We start from the raw sequence: 24,825 nt of genomic DNA on the forward strand, positions 1-24,825 counted from the left end.
AAGTTATGCCTTCAAGACTTTGCCAGAGAAAGAAGTACCTCCTTTTTATTTCTGGACGGCACCTTAAGCACCTCATCCAGCAGCCTGTGAAGTACCATGCCTATCTCCGGTCCCTTCGGTATACCTATATCCATCAGATCCTTTCCGGTGACCTGAAGCTCGCTGAGGCTAATGCAGTCTCCCGCATCACGGATGGCATCCACATGCCTTCTTGTTGCCCTTATCCTTTCGAGACGTCTCGCAGACTCTTCACCGCTATACTGGAGGGAAAGACATTCATCTGCTGCCAGAAAGGCATAATATGTATCATAACCTATTACAGAAAGAGTTTTTCTTACCTCATATATACTTTCCGGCAGCTCTTCATTGAAAAGTCCTGCTATGATACGTGCCTTGTTTATAGTATCGTTATCCATCTTGAGCTCTTTCAATATGAGCTTGGCCTCTTCGGGAACAGCTCTCAAAAATGTCCCCCATCTTATATATCTTTCCTTTGGAATGTCCGAAGGTATCCACTGTCTGATGTCCGGGTAAGGCGCCCCCTGTTCATTGGAAACATCGAAGGCATCATCAAAATGCTCTGAAATATATGATGAAAGTCCGCTGTCAGACACCAGCGCTATATACTCAGGATGATCTGACATCAGGAGCTTCGTAAGCTCCACATTGATCCTCTCCTTGGAAACATGCATGAGATTCGGAGCCAGCTCCTTTATGGCATCATAGGTATGAGGATCTATCTCAAAATCAAGCTGTGCCGAAAATCTGAGGGCTCTCAGCATTCTGAGGGCATCCTCCGTAAATCTCTGTATAGGATCACCCACAGCTCTTATGATTCTTGCCTCCATATCAGTAAGCCCATCAAAATCATCCACAACTCCGGTCTTGTCATTGACTGCCATAGCGTTTATGGTGAAGTCTCTGCGGGCCAGATCCTCATGAAGAGAAGGTGTGAAAATGACTTCACTCGGATGTCTTCCGTCCAGATATTCTCCATCGATACGATAAGTGGTGACCTCATACCCCACAAACCCGCCTCCGGTCTTATTGGTACTCTGATTATCGCCAACTCCTGAGGAAGCGTTTTCTCCTGAATCAGACTCATCATCGTCAGTAAGCCTGTGGGCAGGCATAAGTACAGTCACTGTTCCATGCTGTATTCCGGTATCTATGGTCCTTCTGAAAACCTTCTTCACTTCATCAGGCTTCGCACTTGTGGTGATATCCCAGTCCTCCGGCAGTCTCCCGAGAAGGCTGTCTCTCACGCATCCGCCGACAGCATATGCCTCATAGCCCGCCTCTTCAAGATGCCCGATTATATATCTCACATTTTCCGGTAATGATATTTTATTCATTCAAAATCCTCTAATCTCGGAATTAAATTCCATCCTTTTTTACATAAAAGCTGCAGCACAACTTCTTTCTCGCTCATTCATCCCTCTGAAACCACCTGACTGCTGACCCATCCGGTTTTAGATCTGTCATCATTTATATAGACCTCATACCATGTTCCATCCGAAGTGTTTTCTTCCTTGCCGGTTCCTGCCAATGTCTCCCCGTTCTCTCTGCTCGATACAACCTCATGATCCTTTCCCGGACCTGATCGGATGTTGGCTGCATCAACAGTTACTATATAGCTTTTTCCCTGCTTACCGCTCTCCGAAGTTATACCCTTTATCGGAAGGATACATGAAATACCGCTTCCGGAGCCGCCTATACGTATCAAAAGAAATATTACTGCCGCTATAACCGCGGCAGCTGCAGCCAGAATTTTTACCTTTTTCCTTTTCTTCTTGCCCTTAAGGAGATCGATACGTTCACTTATTTTATCAATAAGTCCTGAGATATTTGCGTCAGCCGGATTTTTTTCACTTACTATAGCCGCATAATGAAGTGCCTCCTCCAGCATCGGTAAGTCCGCATCCTTATCATTAAAAATGATAAGTGCACTGTAATGTGCGGCAATTATATATCTTTCATCTGTCTCTTCGACAGCAGGATCGGAGATGAACCTTCTGAAACAGCTGAGAGCTTGCTTAGTATCATATATATCACTATTCTTACTTATATGACACTCTCCAAGGATGAAATCCGATATCGGATGACCCTTTTCACCAAGTGTACCGGCGATCTCCTGCGCCTGAGCGATAGATTCAGGATCGTTTTTCTCGATACAGCTGTCTGCAAGCTCGATCAAAGCCTGAAGGTCATCAGTGAAGACCTCGTCATATAGATACTGAAGAAGCTCCTTTGCCTTTTGATCCCCCTTCTCAGACAGATCCCTGAGGCAGTCCTCGGCACTTTTGTATTTTCTTTTCTTGATGAAATTTACAGCAAGAAGATACAGCTTCTGATCCACAAGTCTGGATATATCCAGTGTTCCATCCTTTTTAAGGGCTGCAACAGGTAAGTACTCGTTTCTACTTGTCATGCCGGAAACTCCTGAAGCACTGATATCCACATCTTCTATATCATTGTACACAGCTTCATTCTCATCGGATCTTTCATCTGATGTTCCTGCACAAAGCCTTACTTCCTCCGAAAAAAGGTACTCTTCTCCACCGAAAACTTCAACTATCATTCTCCGTTCATCTATGTAGTGAAAGTAAATTTTCACTTCACCTGCCTGAAAAGCTCTCTTGCTTAGATCAATGCTTATATCCTTATCCACAGAAAACCCTGGATATCCACCTTCACTTCCACAACCTATCAGAAGGTGCATTTCCTTCATATTCCTATCCAATGTATATGAACGAAGCTCTACATCCGGTATCCTGACTTCTTTTCTGAAAAGTATATCTCCATAGACTTCCCCGGTATCCGCATATCTGGTAGCGATATAAACATTAAAAGCATTGTGCAGAGCCTTGCTGTATATACCTGCCGATTCTTCTTCAAGTCTTTGTCTAAGTTCTGCAAGCTTCTCCTGATGTAAGCTTTCCAAAAGACGGATGCCTGCCTCCTTTAGACTTTTTTCCTCGTTCATCAAGGCATCGAACTCCACCTTATCCCTCTGGAAAAGTAAAATTCTTCCTTCATCAAAACTCATAATCCAAACCTTTCATATCTGTTGCTCTGATTCCACTGAATTGAATCACATCGATTATAGCAGAAAAAAACTGATCGGGCAGATTCTCTGCCTGCCCGAAGGATATGATCCTCGACATCCGTCCAATCTGACATGACTTTCACCCTGCAGTATCTTATGGCGAAAAAAACGAGTTCTCTAATCGAGAACCCGTTTTTATATAAATCAATATGCTCTTCCCCAGTAAACCATCTTTGTTGCAGGCTTTCCGCAGACAACGCACTTGTCGCTTACCTGCTCCTGCTCAAATGGGATACATCTTGATGTGATACCGGACATGTCCTTAAGTTTATCCTCGCACTCACGACATCCGCACCACATAGCCTTTACAAAGCCCTTCTTTGTATTAACTATCTCTACCAGCTCATCCATGTTGGTTGCTGATGAAGTATGCTCCTCAAGGAACTGCTTAGCCTTCTCGAACATATCATTCTGAATCTGATCAAGAACTCTTGCAACCTCTTCGTTAAGATTCTCGAAAGGAACCTGAATCTTCTCACGTGTATCGCGGCGTACGAGAACAGCATGACCTGCCTCGATGTCCTTAGGTCCGATCTCGATACGGAGTGGAATACCTCTTACCTCGCAATCAGCGAACTTGAATCCAGGTGACTTGTCACTGTCATCCACCTTTACTCTGAAGCCTGCCTTGATAAGCTGGTCCTTCAATGCATAAGCCTTATCAAGAACGCCCTCCTTCTTCTGCTGAATAGGAAGAACACAGATCTGAACAGGAGCGATACGAGGAGGGATCTTAAGACCCGAATCATCTCCGTGTACCATGATGAGAGCACCGATCATACGTGTTGTATAGCCCCATGAAGTCTCATGTACAGGCTTAAGCTGATTGTCCTTATCAAGGAACTGAACATCAAATGCCTTGGCGAAATCAGAGCCGAAGTTGTGGGATGTACCGCACTGAAGCGCCTGACCGTCATGCATGAGGGCCTCGATTGTATATGTAGCTACTGCACCTGCAAACTTTTCCTTCTCGGTCTTCTGACCTCTAACAACAGGAATAGCAAGATACTGCTCAGTGAAGTCTGCATAGATGTTAAGCATCTGTACTGTTCTCTCCTCTGCCTCTTCAGCAGTTGCATGAACAGTATGACCCTCCTGCCATAAGAACTCTCTGGTTCTGAGGAATGGTCTGGTTGTTTTCTCCCAACGCACTACAGATACCCACTGATTGAGAACCTGTGGAAGATCTCTGTAAGACTTAACCACCTTTGCAAAATAATCACAGAAAAGAGTCTCAGAAGTAGGACGAACACACATTCTCTCCTCAAGCTTCTTCTGACCGCCTTCGGTTACCCATGCAACCTCAGGTGCAAAACCTTCAACGTGATCCTTCTCCTTCTGAAGAAGTGACTCAGGAATGAGCATAGGCATAGCTACATTCTGAACACCTGTCTCCTTGAACATCTTGTCGAGAACATTCATGTAGTTCTCCCAAAGAGCATATCCAGCAGGGCGGATAACCATGAATCCCTTTACTGAACTGTAATCACAAAGCTCTGCTTTTTTAACAACATCTGTGTACCACTGAGCAAAGTCCTCCTCCATAGGAGTAATCTGCTCCACAAGTTTCTTGTCTGCCATATCAATAGCCTTTCTTATCATATATTTGCTTCGGCATCAGCGCACTTCCTTTGTGCCTTGCCTAAGCGGGTTTATTTTGCCCGTTCATTGTAACAACGGCTATATGCTTTTACAAGACTTTTAAAAAAAAAGCTCAGTCTTCCGGATAGATTTCCCTCAGGTTATCCATCCTGCATCCCATGTTCTCAAGAAGAGCATCAAGTATGGTTATAGCCACCATACACTCAACTACGACATTGGCACGCTCAACAACTGTAGGATCATGTCTTCCCTTGATGGAAATGGTGACATTGTCACCTTCTTCATTGGCGGTCTTTTGAGGACGAGCTATGGAAGGTGTCGGCTTAAAGTAAGCTCTCAAAACGATCTCTGCTCCGTCTGACATTCCGCCGAGGATTCCTCCGGCATGATTACTGGTCACCTGAAACACTTCCTCTGTACCGTCGAACTCGCCGTTCGCAAGCATCTCTTCATATTCCTCTTCATCCAGAGCATCCAGTCCGTTCATGGTTCTGAATTTGTTTATCTCCTGAAGAGTAGGCTCATGCTCGATATCCTCATTCTCCTGATCGTCCTCTTCCGGTGCGACCTGTATGGCAACTGCCTCAAAGCCGTCGTTGTTCTCTGAACCGCGCATCTTCGAAACCTTTGCTCCGTCTCCTATCTCAACTGCCTTTACAGCTCCTATGGACATAACTGCCTTTGCAAGATTGGCATCCAGCTTATCAAAGACCGGCTCTCCTATACCTGTAGGCATATTGTTGACGAAACATGTGACCACTCCTCCGGCACTGTCCTGTTCGCTCTTAAGCTCCAGTATCTTCGCATCTGCAGCTTCACGTCCTGCCTCAGTTGTTACATCTATTCCTGCAAGCTCTGTAACTTCAGCATCCACCGTGATGCCTATCTCGGAAAGTATCTTGGCGGCTACAGCTCCTCCCGCAACTCGCGCCAATGTCTCTCTTCCGCTTGAACGTCCACCCCCGCGGTAATCCCTCAGACCGTATTTCTGAAAAAATCCGTAATCCGCATGTCCGGGACGGAAAACATGGGCTATATCGGAATAATCCTTGCTGTGCTGATCGCTGTTCCTTACTATCATGGCGATAGGAGTTCCTGTTGTGACTCCATCGAAAACTCCCGAAAGGATCTCTATCTTGTCATCTTCCTTTCTCGCTGTGGTCTTCTGATTCTGTCCCGGCTTTCTTCTGTCCATATAGGGCTGAATGTCGGCCTCCGAAAGCTTAAGTCCCGCAGGACATCCGTCTATCACCACCCCAAGAGCAGGTCCATGGGATTCTCCAAAAGTTGTTATCCTAAACAGTTTTCCAAATGTATTGCCAGCCATCTGCACCTCTCATATCTTAATCATAGAATGAGGGGTAAAAACATTACCCCTCACCAGCTTACGTTATCTACATAAATCTTCTGTTTTATATCTCTTCTCAACGTCCCTGAGGAAGCTTTACCATGCATATGCAGTTAGGCTCATCTATAGCTACGTCTCTTGCACTCATAACGAGAAGTCCGTTGTCATAGTCAACACTGAAAAATGTAATGGAACCTGACTCATGGTTCGCTACTGCTATATGCTTCTCATCAGGGAAGATGCAGAAATCCTTAGGATATATTCCTGCGATAGGAAGGCTTCCCTTCATGGTAAGAAGGCCTGTTTCCACATCACGATCAAAAATAGTTACTGTATCGTTTCCTGCATTTGAGCAGAAGAGATGCTTTGCATCCTTATCAGGAGAAAAGCGCATCTGTACAGCTGCGATAAGCGGATTGTCCGAATCATCATTGTGTGTGGATATTTCCTGTATCTTTTCGATCTTTATCTCATTAGGTCCCTTGCCCTCGGCGAAACGGTATACGTCGATGACATTTTTAACCTCATACATGAGATAGAGATACTTTCGATCCGGTGAAAAGCGGAAATGTCTGGGACCTGACTTAAGCTGACAGCGTATGGTATCGATCTGGCGCATCTTACCATCTGCCTTATCAAATCTGAATACACGAACCTGATCGATACCGAGATCCGCAACAAGTATATACTTCTGGTCATCAGTCATTCTCGCACATGAAACATGAGGACGGAAGGTTCTCTCTGCTACTGAACCGATACCCTTGTCATATACTCCATCGATGATAGGTCCCACCGAACCGTCCTTTTCAAGCTTAAGAAGAGTTGCCTTTCCATCATGATAGCCTGATACCATGATGTACTCATCATTCTGATCGATGGCAAGATGACAGCCTCTCATGCCTCGGATATTTCTTGTGTTGAGCTTGCTGAGCGCTCCGTTCTCAAGGATACGGAAAGAAACTATACCTTCATCAGCGATGGAATATAAGGTCTTCTGATCTCTTGACGCAACAAGATAGGATGAGTTGTTTACCTCTATCTCCGTTCTTTTGGTCAAAACGCCCTTCTCAACATCAACATCACATACAGTGATTCCCTTTGCATGTCCTGTGTAACTATATGAGCCAATATATGCCATGTATTTATCTTTCATGTTATGCCTCTCCTGTCGTCCTGAATTTGGGCGCACTTCTCCATAAAAATATTCTTAATTCTATCACATATTGATGCATTGTTACAATATTATCATTTAATAGATGGTATGAATTTGAAGATATAAGTGTCATAAGTCTATCCTCCACTTGTGCTTGCACAAAAGTGGAGGATAGACTTAATGACACGCCCCACATGACTCGTGGTACTCACGTTATGAATCTCTAATAAAAAAATCCCGCCTGTGCGATGCACAAAAGCGAGATTATAAATCAGTTTTAGCTTGACTTCACTGTCTTCCAGCGATTGTTGTAAAGAGCATCTCCCTCAGGTCCCAGATAGTGATAGAACTCAGAGGTTCTGAGAAGCTCCTTTGTATCAGGAAATACTGCCTTATTCTCGAGGTACTCCTCATCCAGAAGCTCAAGGGCCCCGGTATTCGGTGTAGGATAAGTAATGTACTCAAAATTCTTTGCAGCCACATCAGGTCTGCACAGGAAGTTGATCCACTGCTCGGCATATTCCTTGTTCCTTGCATTCTTTGGAATGACCCATGCATCGATCCAGAGGTTTGTTCCCTCCTCAGGAATAGCGTACTCGACATTTACATCCGTTCCCTCCAGCTCATCCTGAACATAAAGGATCTCTCCGGAATAAATGATTCCAACTGCAGCCTCCTCACCGATCATCTTGTCCCTTACCTGATCGATAACATACGCCTGAACTATAGGCTTCTGATCTATGAGATCCTTCATGGCTGCGTCCAGCTCCTCCGGATTCTCTGTATTGCAGCTGTATCCGTTCTTCTTGAGGGCTACCATAAACGCATCTCTGACTGAGTCCTGCATAAGTATCTCATTCTTAAGTGCCGGATTCCAGAGATCAGACCACTTTGTGGGATAGGGAATTCCAAGCTTATCCAGCATTCCGGTGTTATAAAGAATCCCTACAGTTCCCCATGTATAAGGAACCGCATATTTATTACCCGGGTCAAACTCGGCAGCCATTTTCAGATAATCATCTCCGATATACTTTATATTGGGAATGTTATCGTAATTTACTTCCTGAAGAAGATTGTTGTGTATCATCTTTTCTATCATATAATCCGACGGACATACGCAATCATAGATTACGCCTCCCGCCTCTATAACAGGATACATTTCCTCAAGAGTCTCGAAAACGTCATATACGACATTGATACCGGTCTCTTCCTCAAACATATCTATGATTTCAGGATCTATATACTCACCTGCATTATAAACATAAAGTGTATCTTCTACCGGTGTGGGAAGCTCTTCAATGTCTTTCTCGGTAGTTCCGCAGCCCACAGCCACTGCTGATATTCCCGCTACAGTAACAAATGAAGCTACCCCTATCACAAAACGATTTCTGTGCGCTTTATCAAGAGCACCAATCACCTTATCAAGTCTCATTATACTGTCCTCTTTCTCTTCTTAGCCCACTCCGGCGCGTAATTTCCTATCATCAGCACGATGAATACAGTAAGGAAAATAACCGTTGACAATGCATACATGGTTGGGCTGATTCCCTTACGTACCTGACTGTACACAAGAGTCGAAATGGTATCTATACCTGCACCTCTTGTGAAGTGGGTTATGATGAAATCATCAAGGCTCATGGTAAATGCAAGCATGAAGCCTGATGTCACTCCCGGCATCAACTCCGGAAGCACTACTGTAAGGAAAGCCTGAAACGGTGTGGCTCCAAGATCCAGTGCAGCTTCATAGGTCTCCTTGCTGGCCTGCCTTACCTTAGGCATGACGCTCAGTATCACATAAGGAAGATTAAATGTGATGTGAGCCATCAGTATGGTATGAAATCCCAGTGATATTCTGAACGCTATAAAGCAGAGCATCAGGGAGATACCTGTTACTATGTCCGCATTGAGCATAGGAACGTTGGTTATGCTCATGATTATGTTCTTGGACACAGGTTTCATATTGTTTATGGCGATAGCAGCAAGCGTTCCGAGAACAGTTGCAACAAAGGCTGAGAGGAAGGCTATGATCACAGTGTTCCTGAGAGCTGCCATGATGGTCTCATCCGCCCACATAGCCACATACCAGTCTGTTGTAAATCCTGACCACTGTGCTCTTGATCTTCCGCTGTTAAAGGAAAGAACAACAAGGGTCGCAATAGGCGCATACATAAACAGTACTATCAGAGAAAGATAACAGTTTGAAAGAGCGCTCTTTAACTTTTCCATCAGATAACTCCTCCCTTTCTCATATCTGACTTGTCGTCGAAATGATTAACGATAAGCATTGACACAATAACAAATATCATTAGTACGAGACTGAGTCCCGAGCCTTCATTCCAGTCTGAATCCTGCATGAACTCCTGCTCTATGACATTTCCGATGAGATATATCTTTCCACCACCCAGCATATTTGAAATTGCGAAGGTTGTAAGAGCCGGTACAAATACCATGGTAACTCCCGATACGATTCCGGGAACGGACAGCGGCAGGATGATCTTTGTAAGAGTCTGCCAGTAGCTGGCTCCCAGATCGTAAGCAGCATTGATGGTATTGTCATCGATCTTCATCAGCGCGTTGAAAAGCGGAAGTATCATGAAAGGAAGGAAATCATATACCATTCCTATGAGGACCGCAGCTGTTGTATTGATGAGGTGCTGCTCAGGCAGATGAAGAGCAGTCAGAATACCGTTTATAACACCCTTTCGCTCCAGAAGTGTCTGCCACGCCAGAACTCTGAGAAGTGAATTCATCCACATGGGAAGGATAAACACAAACACGATAAGTGAGCTTCTTCCAACCTTCAGGCTTCTCAGTATCATGGTCAGCGGAAATGCCAGAAGAAAACAGATGGCTGTACACACCGCTGAAAGAATCATGGCTCTGTACAGAGGTCTGTAATTCTCCCAGACAAGGATCTGAGCGATATTGTTCAGGGTAAAAGTATTGTTCCTGTCAGTAAAGCCATAATAAACGATGGTCAAAAGAGGGATAACTATAAATCCTACTATCCAAATAATATATGGCGTTGCCAGATATCTAGATGTATTATTCTTCAACTCCAAGCGCCTCCTCATCCTCAGATTCCGGCTTGTTCATGACCTGAATGTTTGAAGGCTTAACATAAAGTCCTACCTTCTTGCCCGGCTCATGCAGCTCGGTTGAATGAATGAGCCACTCAAAGCCATCAGGTGTAGTACATTCCATTTCGTAGATCTCGCCCTTGAAGATTATATGGGTCATCTCACCGTGAAGGATGGCTCTCGGGTCATCATCATCGATTATCTCCAGATCCTCAGGACGTATAACAACGTCAACAGGCTTGTTGTTTCCGAAACCTGCATCCACGCACTTGAAGTCAGCACCGAATATCCTTACATGGTAGTCCTCCACCATAATTCCGGGAACTATATTGGAATCTCCGATGAAATCTGCAACGAAGGCATTCTCGGGCTCATTGTAGATCTGCTCGGGACTTCCAGCCTGCTGTATGTAACCCTGATTCATTACCACAACATAATCAGACATGGTAAGTGCCTCCTCCTGATCATGTGTTACATATATAAATGTGATTCCAAGCTCATTCTTCAGTCTGATAAGCTCATACTGCATCTCCTGTCGGAGCTTAAGATCAAGCGCACCAAGTGGCTCATCGAGAAGGAGGAGTCTAGGCTCATTTACGATGGCTCTCGCGATGGCTATACGCTGCTGCTGTCCGCCTGAAAGAGAATCGATGGAACGCTTCTCGAAACCGTCCAGGTTCACAAGCTTAAGTGCATACTTGATCTTATCTTTTATATAGGCATCTGTTTTATTCTTGATACGAAGTCCGAAGGCGATGTTGTCCTCGATGCTCATGTGGGGGAACAGGGCGTACTTCTGAAAAACCGTATTGAGCTGACGCTTGTTTGCAGGGAGATTGGTAATGTCTTTCCCATCAAACAGTACCCTTCCCTTATCAGGCTTCTCGAAGCCTCCTATGATACGGAGTGTTGTGGTCTTTCCACAACCTGATGGTCCTAAAAATGTAACGAAACTGTTCTCATGTATGTCCAGTGTCAGGTCATCAAGAATAAGCTGACCGTCGTAGGACTTGGTAATATTCTGTAACTCCAATAGATTTCTGCTCAAAGCTTTTCCCTCCTGAAATATGTTTAAGCGGCGTCCATATATCCTTTTGATAGCCTTATCGCGAAAAAAATAAGGCTGGAGCCAAAAGCTCCAACCTTATATAACGACCTGTTTTATCCAGTATGCTGACTACACGAACAGCTTTATATCAGAGAAGATTACCCTTCCATAAGATCCATCACTCCGGCTCTCGCCACAGATGTTTCTTCTTTTCTCTTCTCAACTTCCGTTTCTTCGTCTCTTCCAGAGTGCTTACAAAGGCAACTCTATTGATCGTTTCACAAGGTGGAGCAGCTTCTTGCTCCGTTCAGCAGTTAATCTCAACACCCTTCCCTTAAACATATTAGGCAAGGCATGTCCTGATTATCGGCAAAGCCTTATAAGATACCGCTAAATACTTATAAAATTTGAGTCCTCCTGACCTTTCTATCAGGGCCCACTTTTCATGTATCCAGTCCCCCGGGGAACCTTTGCATGCCGCCGGCTACTCAATCAATAAAATCATTTGTAAAACATCTCTGTTTCACGCATTTTTCCTTTGCGATATTAACAATAAATGCTATCAGCGTCAACGGATTTTTTAAAAAAACTTTAAGAATTAAACCACAGTGAAATTTATTCCTGAGACGCCTTTTTTCGTGCATGTTTTGCAAGTATGGCTTTCTGCACTTCATTAAGCTTATGCTTCGAAAGCTCCGCTCTTCTCTCATCCAGTTCTTTATGTCCGACATGGTCGCAATGACCCAGTCTTGCTTCCGTGCAGGTCGCACAGGAACCGTACTTTTTATAATTTATATAAAGGTTACGCACAATAAGTGCAGTGATCAACATCAAAATACCGATAACTATAAAATCCGCCATAGATCCCTCTCTTTCCTGACTCCTGTTTTTTAAACTATACCATAGATTCAATCCTTGGGTATAAGCTCTTTTTCTGATTCTTTCCTGTATCTGCCTGATGAAATAATATTTCTGCCTTTATATCACTGATATGTCCTTATCAGTGTTTCACCCCTATATCTCCGATTATCCTGTATCCCAAAGGGTCTATGGCAGCGTGCAACTTACCTATAAGAACCTCCCTGTTCTCTTCTTCAGCCATGGTAAATCCCGCCTCACCCGACTCGTGGGATGCAGTCACATCCTTCGCCTCAGGAACAGCCTTACGTATTGCGTCCTTTATATGACTTTCGCACATACCGCACATCATTCCGTCAATCACTATATGAAGTTTATCCCCTTTATGAAATGTAATGTCTCCCGAATCCGAAACCATCTTCGGTGCTACAGGCTTTTTAAAAAAGCTCCGTACCACCCTTAGGCCCAAAATAAACATTATGCCCAGGATCGACAGTATGATAATATCCGCTCTGTTAACAGGGACCGAAAAATGAATCATATTCCCTTTCCTCTATTCTGAATAACTATGATCTTGAACCCATTCGATGGATTCTGCTTTTAATTGAAACGCTTCTATAAAGAAAAACGGGTCAGAGTATTCTCCGGCCCGTAAATTCTTTATTTTAAAACCAACCTGTCTTATCAGGCATTTGCAAGCTTAACCGGTGTTACCTCTCTTTTGGTACTTCTCTCCGGTCTGAAGAGAAGGTAGAGATATCCGACAAGAACAGCAAACGCAATGATGGTAAACATGCTGAACTGTACCTGTCCTACCAAAAGACCGATAAGCTGGTAAATCATAAGGCTGATACAGTAAGCATTGATATTCTGGAATGCTATAGCGAACCAGAACCACTTCTTGCTGTTAAGCTCCTTTGCCATAGCTGAGATAGCAGCAAGGCAAGGTGAATCGAAAATATTGAACACAAGGAATGACACTGCAGCCATACTTGTAGGGAAGAACGCTCTGAAAGCAACATTCATAGCCTCATCGTACTCTTCAAGCTCTTCGCCGAGGCTTGACACAACTGAAAGTGTAGTAACAAGTCCTTCCTTTGCAACGAAACCTGAAAGTGATGCTGCAACTGCCTGCCAGCTTCCGAATCCGATAGGAGCAAACATCCATGCAAAAACATTACCGATTGAAGCAAGGAAAGAATCCTCAACATTCTCTACAAGTGTAAATGTTCCCTCAACAACACCAAATGCTCCAAGGAACCACATTACTGCACAGCAGAGGAAAAGTATCGTTCCGGCCTTCTTAAGGAATGCCCATACTCTTTCCCAGACATGGAGAAGAACATTCTTTACGGATGGAATATGATATGCAGGAAGTTCCATTACAAATGGTGCAGGATCACCTGCAAACATACGTGTCTTCTTCATGATGATGCACATGATGATGACCATGGCGATACCACCAAAATATATAGCCGGGGCGAACCACCATGCACCACCCATAAGGTAGCCTGCGATCACCGCGATTACAGGAAGCTTCGCACCACATGGAATGGATGTGGTTGTGATCATAGTCATACGACGATCCTTCTCTTCCTCTATGGTACGGGTAGCCATGATTCCCGGAACACCGCAGCCCGAAGAAATAAGGAAAGGAATAAATGACTTGCCTGAAAGACCGAATCTTCTGAAAAGTCTGTCCATGATAAACGCAACTCTCGCCATGTATCCGCAATCCTCAAGTATGGTAAGGAAAAGGAATACTATAGCCATCTGAGGCGCAAATCCGAGAGGTGCGCCGAGACCACCGATGATACCATCTACAACAAGGGAGATGACCCAGTCAGATGCGCCGGCATTTGTAAGAAGATCTGCGAAGAAAGGCTGTATCCATTCTCCAACCAGTACATCATTTGTCCAGTCAGTTACGATAGTTCCAAGCGTTGTTACTGAAACATAGTAAACAAGGAACATAACTATCGCAAAAATAGGAAGTGCAAGGACACGGTTGGTTACGATCTGGTCGATCTTATCTGAAACCGAAAGCTCACCGGATTTTCTATTCTTCACTACAGCCTTGTCCACAAGCTTCTTGATGTAGTCGTATCTCTGATTTGTGATGATGGACTCTGCATCATCATCAAGCTCATTCTCACAGTCAGCAATGTGTGCTTCGATATCAGAAAGCGTATTTTTATCAAGCTTCAGCTGCTCAAGGGCTACGGAATCACGTTCAAATACCTTTACCGCATACCAGCGAAGATTTGTCTTATCAACGCTCTCCTCAAGATGCTCCTCGATATGAGCGATGGCATGTTCTACAGAACCGTCAAACACAGCAGGAAGCTCATTCTTTTTTCCGGCCTTTGCAACTTCTATGCAAAGCTCTGAGATCTTGTCGATACCCTCGCCTCTTAAAGCTGAGATCTCAACGATCTTACATCCAAGTTCTTTTCCAAGCTTCTCGATGTCAACCTTATCACCGTTCTTACGGACAACATCCATCATATTTACGGCTATGACCATAGGAAGTCCGATCTCAACAAGCTGAGTGGTGAGATAAAGGTTTCTCTCGATATTTGTTCCGTCAACTATATTGAGGATCACATCCGGCTTATCATTGACAAGATAGTTACGTGACACCACCTCTTCAAGTGTATATGGAGAAAGGGAATAAATACCGGGAAGATCCTGAATGACAACTTCACGATTTCCTTTTAAACGTCCTTCCTTCTTTTCAACAGTAACACCGGGCCAGTTACCTACATACTGGTTGCTGCCTGTAAGGGCATTGAACAGAGTTGTTTTACCACAGTTAGGGTTACCGGCTAATGCAACTTTAATTTCCATACTTTTGCCTCTCCTTCTTTAGTAACATCAAGCCATCTCAAGGATGTCTGCATCATCTTTACGTATAGAAAGCTCGTAACCTCTTACGGTTATCTCTATTGGATCGCCGAGAGGAGCTACCTTACGTACAAAAACGTCTGTACCTTTAGTGATTCCCATATCCATGATCCTTCTCTTAAGTGCGCCTTCTCCATGGATCTTGAGAACAGTTGAGGACTGCCCAACAGGAATATCTCTTAGTGTCTTCATAAATTCATCCCCCTTTTTATTTTAAAAGTCAGTTAATGCTAACCAAAATTAGTGAAAGCTAACCTGTGCGGCATAAAAAAAGTTATCTGACATCTGCCACATTACTGTCATGCTATGAACGTCAAATAACCTTACGGCACAATACAGTGATATATCTTATTCTGATCAGTCGACCATGATCTTTGATGCCATCTGGCTCGTGATACCGAGTCTGGTATCCTTGATGCAAACGATGACATTACCTTCACCTGTATCAGAAATTATCTCAACCTGCTCTCCCGGAACAAATCCGAGATCCGCAAGATGCTGTCTCATGTCCTCTTTACCTGTAACTCTGCTGATCATGTGTTTACCACCAGCACCAGCCATGGATAATGGTAACATAACTTTCCTCCGGATATACGTAAGCATGGGGTTTCAAAACCCCTCTTCTCGTAATACTCGTTTAAATTAGCATCAACTAACTTTAAAGTCAAGACTTTGATCTAACAAAAGTTAGTTACAACTAAACAATATTTTTATTAATTTTTTATACTTTTCCACAGTATTTCATCGATATTTTGAAAACATACTATTTATGGTGGTTTTATGCTATACTTGCTAACAATCTGTAGTATCTTTTTAGGATTTCTATGGATGATATAAATTTTGTTAATATTTTATTCTTTACATAAAGAAAGGTGACATTTTATGAAAGCTTATGAGACCCATGAGTCTTCCGAAAACTATCTTGAAAGCATACTCATGCTTTCCATGGACCATCAGGTTGTCCGCTCCATTGATATAGCCAACATGCTGGGATTTTCAAAGCCTTCCGTATCCGTGGCCATGAAGCGTCTCAGGGAGGAGGGGATGATAACCGTTGACTCTAACGGCTACATTACTCTGACAGAAGACGGCATGAAAATCGCCAAGGGAACTTACGAGAAGCATATCGTTATAACCAACGTACTCATCGATCTCGGTGTAAGTGCATATACAGCAGGCCAGGATGCCTGCCGCATAGAGCATGTCCTCAGTCCGGAAACATTTGCACGAATCAAGGATTTCTACCTCAAATCTCATGACGGTGTATCACCCGAGCTTGATGCCATCAGTGCATACGAGCAGCGAAAGCCCTGATTTACCCGGAAATGTATATCATTCTGAAGGTTCCTGTTATATGAACATATGCCTTCATACATCATCACGTATACAAAAAAGCGTATTTGACATCGAAAACGGTCCTTGCCGTTCAGAAGTCAAATACGCTTTTATTTTACGTATCATAAAATGAATTCACGAAATGCCATGAATCTGTCCGGCATCCACATGCACCGGATATGAACTTATTTTATATTGTTTTCTTTTCTGCAAGAAGCCTCATGGAGTTAAGTATACAGAGTACCGATACTCCCACGTCTCCGAAAACCGCAGCCCACATATTGGCGATACCAAGCGCACCCAATACAAGAACCACCGACTTTACAACAAGGGCAAAGGCAATGTTTTGCTTTGCTATCATCATGGTCTTACGGGCAATGCCTATGGTTGTAGGAATTCTTCTCAGATCATCATCCATGATGACCACATCAGCAGCCTCGATGGCAGCATCTGAACCTATGGAGCCCATGGCGATACCTACATCTGCTCTTGCAAGCACAGGAGCATCATTTATTCCGTCACCTATGAAAGCCAGTGCCGCTTCACCTTCCCTTACATTCCTTTGCCCGAGATCATCCAGCAGCTCCTCCACCTTGGAAACCTTGTCCTGCGGGAGAAGCTCCGAATAGACTTGATCAACTCCCAGATCTCTGCCCACAGCTTCTCCAACTGTCTTCCTGTCTCCGGTAAGCATCACTACCTTTCTTACACCGGCCTTTTTCATATCGGAAATGGCGTTTGCCGCCTCTTCCTTAACCTGATCCTTGATGAGGATCGCACCCAGATATCTAACCCCATCGTTTTCCTCTGCCGCAACATAAGATATGGTTGCAGACGGATCCTTAACCTCTGAAAAACCGATTCCGTTAGCCTCCATCAGTTTATCATTTCCGATAAACACCTTTCTGTCTGAAACCTTACATATGATGCCCTGTCCGGAAACATTCTCCGTATCTGTAACAAGATTTGTATTTATCTCATAATCAGGAACCTGAGAAGCAAGCTCTTCTCTTATGGACTTTGCTATGGGATGACCGCTCAGTCCCTCAGAAAGCGCTGCCAGTCTAAGGAGCTCAGTCCTGCTTATCCCTTCTTCACATATTATCTCAGAAACCTTGAAATTTCCCTCTGTAAGAGTTCCTGTTTTATCCGAAACAATCGTATCCACCCCGGAAAGAAGTTCCAGATAATTTGAGCCCTTTATCAGAACTCCGTTTGCGCTTGCGGCGCCGATTCCTCCGAAAAACGCAAGTGGTATGGAAATCACCAGTGCGCAAGGGCAGGAAACAACCAGAAATGTACACGCCCTGTAAAACCACGTTGCAGGATCTCCGGTAATGATGGACGGAATCACAGCAAGAGCTATAGCCGCATATACAACTATAGGTGTATACACTCTCGCAAATCTGGTAATGAAATTCTCGGTCTTTGACTTCTTTTCAGAAGCATTTTCAACAAGCTCAAGTATCTTGGAGACCGTGGAATCCTCAAAGACCTTTAATGCCTTCACTCTCAGTAGTCCTTCACCGTTTATACAGCCGGATATGACCATATCCCCTGTTCTGACACTGCGCGGTACAGATTCTCCTGTAAGAGCCGCAGTGTTAATAAGAGATTCTCCTGACAGAACTTCACCATCTACAGGTATCCTGTCTCCAGCCTTTATGACCAGTACATCTCCTATCTCCACATCATCAGGATCCACTGTTTCCACAGTTCCGTCTTCTCTTTCAACATTTGCCTCCTCAGGCACTATATCCATGAGGCTGGCAATGTTTTTCCGGGACTGTCCCACAGCATACTTCTGGAACCACTCTCCCACCTGATAGAATACCATGACAGCAACAGCCTCGGAGCTCTCTCCTGTTACAAACGCTCCCACTGTTGCGATGGTCATAAGCAGGGACTCGTCCATAGGCTGTCTGTTCCTGATTCCCAGTATCGCCTTCTTAACCACCGGATATCCGCTGATAAAATACGGTATGAGATATACCAGAAAGCTGAGCAGTCTGTTACCGAACAATGCAGGACAAACGCCGGTCTTTTCTGCTGCAAGCAGGACAAAAAATATAACTACGCCCGCAAGTATCTTAAGTAATTCCTTCTTCAGTTTTTTGTCCATTATTTCCTCTTTTCAGATAATGCCGATCCTCCTCATCCTTCAAAAAAAGAAGGAATTATAATTCTACAGAAAAATCAGGTTCTATCTTCTTTCCTGTCTCTATAGCAAGCTTAAGGATCTCATCAAACTTCTCTTCATCCGCATCAAGTGTAAATTTCTGCATCACGAAATTTACCTTTGCATCATTAACGCCGTCTAATTTCTTCACTGCCTCTTCAACCTTCGCAGCACAGTTGGCACAATCGATCTCACATTTGAACTTCTTTTTCATATTCTTTCTCCTTTACTCTTCAACATGCTCCTTGCCCATTGCGATGATAACCTTAACATGATCATCAGCAAGGCTGTAATACATGGCCTTTCCATCCCGTCGTGATTTTATCAGCTTACTTGTTTTCAGTATCTTAAGCTGATGGGATATAGCCGACTGGTTCATCTCTAGATCATCACATATCTCAGTCACGTTCTTCTCTCCCTGAAAAAGATCGTACAGGATCTTTATTCTGGTGGAATCTCCGAATACCTTGAAAAGCTCTGCAAGGTCGCTGAGCTCATCCTCGGAAACGTTCTGAATGAGATGATCTATCTTTTTCTCATCATATTCTTCTGCCACTGTTTACTCCATTTCTGACACAATCTGTGTCAAAAGCTGACATTTTATCCTGTTATGCAGGCTTAAATGCTCTTTTTGTATGAATACAAACCGGATCAAGCCTACAATGCCGGGAGTTAAATGAATCGACGCTCATATGAATATATTATCATATGTTATAACATTGTCAACAAAAAAAAGAGATGTATCCATTTATTTCAGGATGCATCTCTCGTCAGACTGATCATCTGAAAGAAGATCAACTGCTGTCATATGAATATACGTCTGACAGCTGACACTTTAAACATTTTAATATTAGACCATCTTTTCAGGTCTTACAGTGCTGTCATATTCCTCGCTGCTCATAAATCCGAGAGACAGAACCGCTTCTTTAAGAGTTGTGTTCTCTTCAAAAGCCTTGTGTGCGCACTTTGCTGCGTTCTCATAGCCGATAGATGGGCTAAGGCATGTGACCAGCATAAGAGAATTCTGAAGATTTTGTTCCATCTTGCTGCGGTTCGCCTTTATACCGGATACACAGTTCTTCTCAAAAGAAATGATTCCATCAGAAAGTAATCTGATAGACTGCATCATGTTATATGCAAGCACCGGCATGAAAACATTGAGCTCAAAATTACCCTGCGACGCTCCGATACCTATGGTTCCATCATTTCCCATTACCTGTATGGCTATCATGGTTATGGCCTCGCACTGTGTAGGATTCACCTTTCCGGGCATGATGGAGCTTCCGGGCTCATTCTCAGGTATGCTTATCTCAGAAAGACCGCATCTTGGTCCGTTGGCAAGCCATCTGATATCATTGGCTATCTTCATGAGATTTGCAGCAAGTCCCTTCAGCGCACCGCTGGTAAAAACATATCCATCCTTAGATGTAAGGGCATGGAACTTATTGCTGCTTGAGATGAATTTCTGGGATGTCATATCGGAGATCTCAGAACAACATATTTCATCGAATCCTTCAGGACAGTTAAGTCCTGTTCCAACTGCTGTTCCTCCTATGGCAAGATTACGAAGATGATCAGATGCCTCGATGATATGAGCCTTTGACTCCTGAAGCATCCCTCTCCAGCCTGAAATCTCCTGACTGAATCTGAGAGGAACCGCATCCTGAAGATGTGTACGTCCTATCTTTATCACATCCCTGTTCTCATCTTCTAAACGCTCCATGGTCTTTATGAGCACGTCTATGGCAGGAATCAGATTCTTATGTATAGCCATAACCGCCGCCATATTCATAGCTGTAGGGAAGGTATCATTTGAAGACTGGGACATATTAACATGATCGTTTGGATGAATGTTTACCTCAGGATGATCATTCATAGCGATGTGAGCTATGACCTCATTCAGGTTCATGTTCGACTGAGTTCCTGACCCGGTCTGCCATACCTTGAGCGGAAATTCATCAGGATATCTTCCGTCAAGTATGTCTCTGCAAGCTCCTGTTATAGCCTGAGCCCTGTCCGGAGAAAGCTTTCCCAGCTTCTGATTTGCGCTTGCTGCCGCCGACTTAAGAACTGCAAAGGCTTCGATGACTTCTCGCGGAATGGTCTCTGTTCCTATACGAAAGTTTTCTAAAGATCTCTCTGTCTGGGCTCCCCAGAAATGATCTGCCGGAACCTTTACTTCCCCCATGGTGTCATGTTCGATTCTGTATTCCATCTTTTGCTCCTATCCAAGAAGTTTTAAAAACAACAAATAGAAGTATAACATGCAAAAAGGTCAGACATCATAGTCTGACCTGAAAATACGAAATAATTTTATCACTCTATAGTGAGAATATCTGAGAAGCCGGTTACATTAAAAATCTCATTTATCTCTTCAGAAACATTTCTGATAACCATACTTCCCTGCTTATTCATCTTCTTCTGCGCTGAAAGAAGTACTCTGAGTCCTGCACTGGAAACATACTCTAAAGCTGAAAAATCAAAGTTCAGCTCCTTCACACCCTCTATCTCTGCGTTGACAGTCTCATCAAGCTGAGGAGCAGTTGTGGTATCAAGACGTCCCTCTAAAGCAATATCAAGCTTGGTATCTTCCTTCTTCTTTGTTATGTTCAGCATATTCTATCTCTCCTTTATATAAAGATTTATCAAATAATAATCCGATCAAAAAACATCACTTATCTAAGACAATAGTCAGATCCACAGTATCTCTTCTTATACCGACTATAACATCCTTTGCAAGACTTGCCACTATTGACTTTTCCAGCTCATCGGCAGCTTCCTGTACTTCATCTGACTCCTGTGCACCCTCAAGAGAGTCACGGTAATTGCTCAGAGACCACATCATAGGTACTCCTGCAGTTGGCATCTCTCCCATGATTCCCATACCTATGAAATCATAGTAAGGCATAGGTGATCCATACTCCTGCTGCAGTTTCATGCTTTCATCGAAGCTCAACAATCCGTCTTCTATTATATCACTGATCTTTCCCATGAAGCCCTTTGCATATTCGTTTTTCTTACTCTTGGAAACAGACAGAAGAGATTCCTTTTTGCCTTTATCCATGACGGTCTCTATCTGAAGCTTTAATCTATACTCTTCTCCTTCTTTTTCGATCCAAAAACGTGCTTCATATTCTCTCGTCATGGCTTTAACCATGCCGACAGTCTCTTCAGCAATCAGCCTAAGATGTAAAGCCTTCTTTTTATCCAGATCCTGACCACTGATATATTCATCAACCGCCTTCAATGCCTCTGCAGCCATCTCTTCATCACTGTTGATATTCAATATTTCTGTTTTTTGCATGTCACCCTCTCCTTTCAAGCATATAACCGAACTAATTGAATATATCTATATTTTACAACATTAAAGCCCTGCTGTACCATTTGTTTTTTTATGAAATACCGGTATTTTCTAAAAAATATCCCATCTGTTCATAGCACCATCGTACCTGAGACTTCCATATGAACAGTCCTCATATGTTGTCCCGTCCTGACCGAAACTGTAGGACGCATGCTCATACTGGATACAGTTACGTGAAGGAACGGAAAAATTGTATCCCGCTTCATTGAACATCTCTACAGCGCCTTCTTCCCTGGAGAACCTGTAGATGATTCCCGTACTCTCTGTAGAGGTAGTCCTTCCTGTGGTTCCGTATGCATCGATAACATATGGCGTTCTGCCGTTGTTTATGATCTCTCCGGGTGTATAGTGAGACATTATAGAATCTCTCCAATACATGGTAGCAACAAGCTGATTACCCGCATCTGTCTCAACGGAATAGAGCCTTAAGCCTGTCATGACCGGGATGGTAAAATCATAAAATGAATACGTTTCCTCTCCATCCGTATACCACCAGGTAGCATAATAGTCATAGCCTCCGTCAAATTCTACCGGAACATCATCCTCATCCGGAGCACTGGTCAAGCCTTCTTCAGTCTCAAAATGAGCATATCTGATGGTCATGGCAACCATGTCTCTCGCTCCGTCACCATTAAAATCGGAATATATGTAATCTATTATCTTGTCACTGGTCTCGGCATAAATCGCCTCTGTCAGCTGCTGGGTAGTATATTCCTTCGCCTTATCAGGATAATCCTGCGGTGCCTTTTCTATGGTACTGCTGTCCTTCTCTGAAGCATTGGCACCTGTCCTGAGGGTTCTCTTTACAGCTATTATGTCATTTATTCTTTCCTGATGATCGGTGAGCATGGTCATAGAATAGCTTTTTTCATTATCGGAAAGCCAGGATTCCGTAACTCTGGCAACCTCCGAATCATTCTTATCTTCACCATCTATCTTCCTGAGACCTATGTCCTTAAGCTTTACAAAATTGCCCTCGGTATCAAAGCCGAATATGCGATGCCTGCTTACACCGTAATGGGTAACCACATATTCCTCGCCTGCATCCAGTGTCTCTGTCCCAACAGAATACACCATCGGATGGCCGTTTCCGCCCATGATCTCATCCACGAACATCTTCAGTTCATCATCCCTGTATCCGTAGATTCTGAAGTGATAATGCCTATCTCCGAGATCATAGTAAGCCATAAGCATCTCATCCAGTCCGTCCCTGTTGAAATCTATAAGCTTTACCAGTCCTACACCGACCATATCCTTGTAAACATCATCTTCTCTGGAGCATGCAGAGCTTACTATACCTGTTTTCCCGTACTTTTTTTCAAGTCTCTTAAGCTCATCGAGATACGCGCCGTAAGCCTTGCCTGTCATGCTTACGACTTCACCGTTTCTATCCACCTTTCGCCCATCTGGCGCAGTTGCATCCCTGAGAAGAGCACCATTCTCATCCACATAGTATATGCCGTCTATCCACTGCTCTGTAAGAGGCTCATGGTCGTCATCAAGATAGAACCACTTATTGCCTCTGTAGACCCATCCTGTATCCTTTCCCGGATCCGGAACTTCTGTCGGCTTTATCGTTTCATCTGTATCAAAGCTTTCATAAGTATCCGAATCCAGACTAGATTTTCTGCTTATAACACCGGTACTGATCCTCTGAAGCCATTCAGGCGCATATCCTCTCTCGACAACAAAAAATCCTGCTGCCGCGATCAGCGCGGCTATCATCAAAGCATTACCTATACCGAAACTTCTTCTTTTTGATTTTGGCTTATTACGAAATCCTGCCGTTCCGTTATTTCTGTCGGACCTTTCCTCCTTCAGATTTCGACGCATTCTAGCTCCCTTCAGCTGTCATTAAATATGTAAATCAAATTTCAACCCATCGGCCAGTGAAAAGTCACAGATATGTACGATTCACTGACCAGGAATTATTATAAGTATACTTGTTTATACTCTGAAAATCACCAATGCAGTCTGTGAAGCTCACCATATTTATTGAGTTTTTCAAACCCGTTCTGTCTGTATGCCTCATAAAGAAGCACAGCAACAGAATTGCTGAGATTTAAAGAACGTATATCTCCCCACATGGGTATCCTGATACAGGATTTCGGATGCTCAACAAGTATCTCTTCCGGTATACCGGCAGATTCCTTGCCAAACATAATAAAATCATTGGGTCCAAGATGAACATCACTGTAAACATTTTGAGCTTTTGTGGTGGCAAACCAAAGCTTAGGAGCTTCCGGCTGTACATTGTCAGTTGAATCATCAGCTCCGGGAGTCTCCTGCGAAAACTCATCGGCAAAATGTATCTCCGGATGCTTTGCCAGAAAATCCTCATAGTCCATATACTCGGACAGCTTAAGCTTTTCCCAGTAGTCCATTCCGGCACGTTTAACATACTTGTCACTTATTTCAAAACCATAAGGTCTTATAAGATGAAGCTTTGTGTCTGTTGCCACACAGGTCCTGCCTATGGCTCCTGTATTAAATGGTATCTCAGGCTCATGTAAAACTATATTCAACATTTCTATTTTTCCTTTTCAAAAAAATCATTATTAATATACATGGGAAAAGCGAGGTCCCTTAGACCTCGCCATCCGAAAGTTCATCATGAAGATCATCTATAAAACGACCGGAATCACTGTATCCCGGCAGATGACCTATAGACTGATGCTTTACAGTTCTGTACTCGTCATTGCTGTGCCAGTATGGGCAGTGTCTGGTTCTGCCGCTGTACATACGTGCCACATCATCTTCATCGATATCAGCATCGCAGCACCACTCATCATATTCATCATCATATGTGTAATTTGAACACATTTCGCATTCTGACATATCGCTC

Annotated in this window: 24 protein-coding genes; 1 reads left to right on the forward strand and 23 read right to left on the reverse strand. The window is 43.6% G+C overall.

What is annotated here, in order from left to right; genetic code table 11:
• Positions 1-11: 11 nt before the first annotated feature.
• The 14 genes from BXO88_RS07605 to BXO88_RS07670 all read right to left on the reverse strand — a co-directional run bounded on the left by BXO88_RS07605 (position 12) and on the right by BXO88_RS07670 (position 15,681).
• Positions 12-1,355, reverse strand: a complete 1,344-nt coding sequence (locus tag BXO88_RS07605; RefSeq protein ID WP_078037148.1) for a CCA tRNA nucleotidyltransferase — start codon at positions 1,353-1,355, stop codon at positions 12-14.
• Positions 1,356-1,432: 77 nt separating this feature from the next.
• Positions 1,433-3,049, reverse strand: coding sequence for an SH3 domain-containing protein (locus BXO88_RS07610; protein WP_078037149.1), 1,617 nt, complete (start codon positions 3,047-3,049; stop codon positions 1,433-1,435).
• 204 nt (positions 3,050-3,253) lie between these two features.
• Positions 3,254-4,690 (reverse strand): proline--tRNA ligase, encoded by a 1,437-nt coding sequence (proS, locus tag BXO88_RS07615; RefSeq protein ID WP_044993845.1) that lies wholly within the window; start codon positions 4,688-4,690, stop codon positions 3,254-3,256.
• A gap of 133 nt (positions 4,691-4,823) precedes the next feature.
• Positions 4,824-6,038 carry a chorismate synthase gene (gene aroC / locus BXO88_RS07620; protein ID WP_078037150.1) on the reverse strand — a complete coding sequence of 405 codons (1,215 nt, stop codon included), beginning with the start codon at positions 6,036-6,038 and terminating at the stop codon, positions 4,824-4,826.
• Between the two features lie 97 nt (positions 6,039-6,135).
• Positions 6,136-7,212 (reverse strand): lactonase family protein, encoded by a 1,077-nt coding sequence (locus tag BXO88_RS07625; protein ID WP_078037151.1) that lies wholly within the window; start codon positions 7,210-7,212, stop codon positions 6,136-6,138.
• A gap of 277 nt (positions 7,213-7,489) precedes the next feature.
• Complete coding sequence (locus tag BXO88_RS07630) at positions 7,490-8,644, reverse strand: ABC transporter substrate-binding protein (protein ID WP_078037152.1); 1,155 nt, start codon at positions 8,642-8,644, stop codon at positions 7,490-7,492.
• On the reverse strand, positions 8,644-9,438 hold the full coding sequence (locus BXO88_RS07635) for an ABC transporter permease (protein ID WP_078037153.1): 795 nt from the start codon (positions 9,436-9,438) through the stop codon (positions 8,644-8,646). Before BXO88_RS07635 ends, BXO88_RS07630 begins: the two co-directional genes overlap by 1 nt.
• The gene (locus BXO88_RS07640; RefSeq protein ID WP_242945178.1) at positions 9,438-10,268 is read right to left on the reverse strand and encodes an ABC transporter permease; all 831 of its coding nucleotides are present in this window, start codon (positions 10,266-10,268) and stop codon (positions 9,438-9,440) included. The genes BXO88_RS07635 and BXO88_RS07640 overlap by 1 nt, the downstream gene beginning before the upstream one ends.
• The gene (locus tag BXO88_RS07645) at positions 10,258-11,340 is read right to left on the reverse strand and encodes an ABC transporter ATP-binding protein (RefSeq protein ID WP_078037155.1); all 1,083 of its coding nucleotides are present in this window, start codon (positions 11,338-11,340) and stop codon (positions 10,258-10,260) included. The genes BXO88_RS07640 and BXO88_RS07645 overlap by 11 nt, the downstream gene beginning before the upstream one ends.
• A gap of 615 nt (positions 11,341-11,955) precedes the next feature.
• Positions 11,956-12,201, reverse strand: coding sequence for a FeoB-associated Cys-rich membrane protein (locus BXO88_RS07650; RefSeq protein ID WP_078037156.1), 246 nt, complete (start codon positions 12,199-12,201; stop codon positions 11,956-11,958).
• A 139-nt stretch (positions 12,202-12,340) separates the two neighbouring features.
• Entirely contained in the window at positions 12,341-12,739 is a 399-nt protein-coding gene (locus tag BXO88_RS07655) for a heavy-metal-associated domain-containing protein (protein ID WP_330395105.1), read from the reverse strand.
• A gap of 143 nt (positions 12,740-12,882) precedes the next feature.
• The gene (gene feoB / locus BXO88_RS07660) at positions 12,883-15,048 is read right to left on the reverse strand and encodes a ferrous iron transport protein B (protein ID WP_078037157.1); all 2,166 of its coding nucleotides are present in this window, start codon (positions 15,046-15,048) and stop codon (positions 12,883-12,885) included.
• Positions 15,049-15,075: 27 nt separating this feature from the next.
• A complete protein-coding gene (locus BXO88_RS07665; protein WP_078037158.1) occupies positions 15,076-15,297 on the reverse strand; it encodes a FeoA family protein in 222 nt (73 codons plus the stop codon).
• Between the two features lie 165 nt (positions 15,298-15,462).
• Positions 15,463-15,681, reverse strand: coding sequence for a FeoA family protein (locus BXO88_RS07670; protein WP_078037159.1), 219 nt, complete (start codon positions 15,679-15,681; stop codon positions 15,463-15,465).
• Between the two features lie 306 nt (positions 15,682-15,987).
• Between BXO88_RS07670 and BXO88_RS07675 the strand changes: the two genes are divergently transcribed.
• Entirely contained in the window at positions 15,988-16,419 is a 432-nt protein-coding gene (locus BXO88_RS07675; protein ID WP_078037160.1) for a metal-dependent transcriptional regulator, read from the forward strand.
• Positions 16,420-16,630: 211 nt separating this feature from the next.
• Here the strand turns inward: BXO88_RS07675 and BXO88_RS07680 are convergent, their stop codons facing one another.
• From BXO88_RS07680 to BXO88_RS07720, 9 genes are all read right to left on the reverse strand, one after another.
• Positions 16,631-18,562, reverse strand: coding sequence for a heavy metal translocating P-type ATPase (locus tag BXO88_RS07680; RefSeq protein ID WP_078037161.1), 1,932 nt, complete (start codon positions 18,560-18,562; stop codon positions 16,631-16,633).
• 55 nt (positions 18,563-18,617) lie between these two features.
• Positions 18,618-18,833, reverse strand: coding sequence for a cation transporter (locus tag BXO88_RS07685; RefSeq protein ID WP_078037162.1), 216 nt, complete (start codon positions 18,831-18,833; stop codon positions 18,618-18,620).
• Positions 18,834-18,845: 12 nt separating this feature from the next.
• A complete protein-coding gene (locus tag BXO88_RS07690) occupies positions 18,846-19,175 on the reverse strand; it encodes an ArsR/SmtB family transcription factor (RefSeq protein WP_242839384.1) in 330 nt (109 codons plus the stop codon).
• 294 nt (positions 19,176-19,469) lie between these two features.
• Complete coding sequence (gene fumC, locus BXO88_RS07695) at positions 19,470-20,834, reverse strand: class II fumarate hydratase (RefSeq protein ID WP_078037163.1); 1,365 nt, start codon at positions 20,832-20,834, stop codon at positions 19,470-19,472.
• Between the two features lie 101 nt (positions 20,835-20,935).
• Complete coding sequence (locus BXO88_RS07700; RefSeq protein WP_442944916.1) at positions 20,936-21,232, reverse strand: STAS domain-containing protein; 297 nt, start codon at positions 21,230-21,232, stop codon at positions 20,936-20,938.
• 58 nt (positions 21,233-21,290) lie between these two features.
• Positions 21,291-21,923, reverse strand: a complete 633-nt coding sequence (locus BXO88_RS07705) for a hypothetical protein (protein WP_078037165.1) — start codon at positions 21,921-21,923, stop codon at positions 21,291-21,293.
• 108 nt (positions 21,924-22,031) lie between these two features.
• On the reverse strand, positions 22,032-23,813 hold the full coding sequence (locus BXO88_RS07710; RefSeq protein WP_078037166.1) for a hypothetical protein: 1,782 nt from the start codon (positions 23,811-23,813) through the stop codon (positions 22,032-22,034).
• Between the two features lie 128 nt (positions 23,814-23,941).
• A complete protein-coding gene (locus tag BXO88_RS07715) occupies positions 23,942-24,508 on the reverse strand; it encodes a tRNA (cytidine(34)-2'-O)-methyltransferase (RefSeq protein ID WP_206099974.1) in 567 nt (188 codons plus the stop codon).
• A 58-nt stretch (positions 24,509-24,566) separates the two neighbouring features.
• Complete coding sequence (locus BXO88_RS07720) at positions 24,567-24,818, reverse strand: DUF6472 family protein (protein ID WP_078037167.1); 252 nt, start codon at positions 24,816-24,818, stop codon at positions 24,567-24,569.
• Between the last annotated feature and the right edge of the window lie 7 nt (positions 24,819-24,825).

Source organism: Oribacterium sp. C9 (assembly GCF_002007235.1).
GTDB lineage: Bacteria > Bacillota > Clostridia > Lachnospirales > Lachnospiraceae > Oribacterium.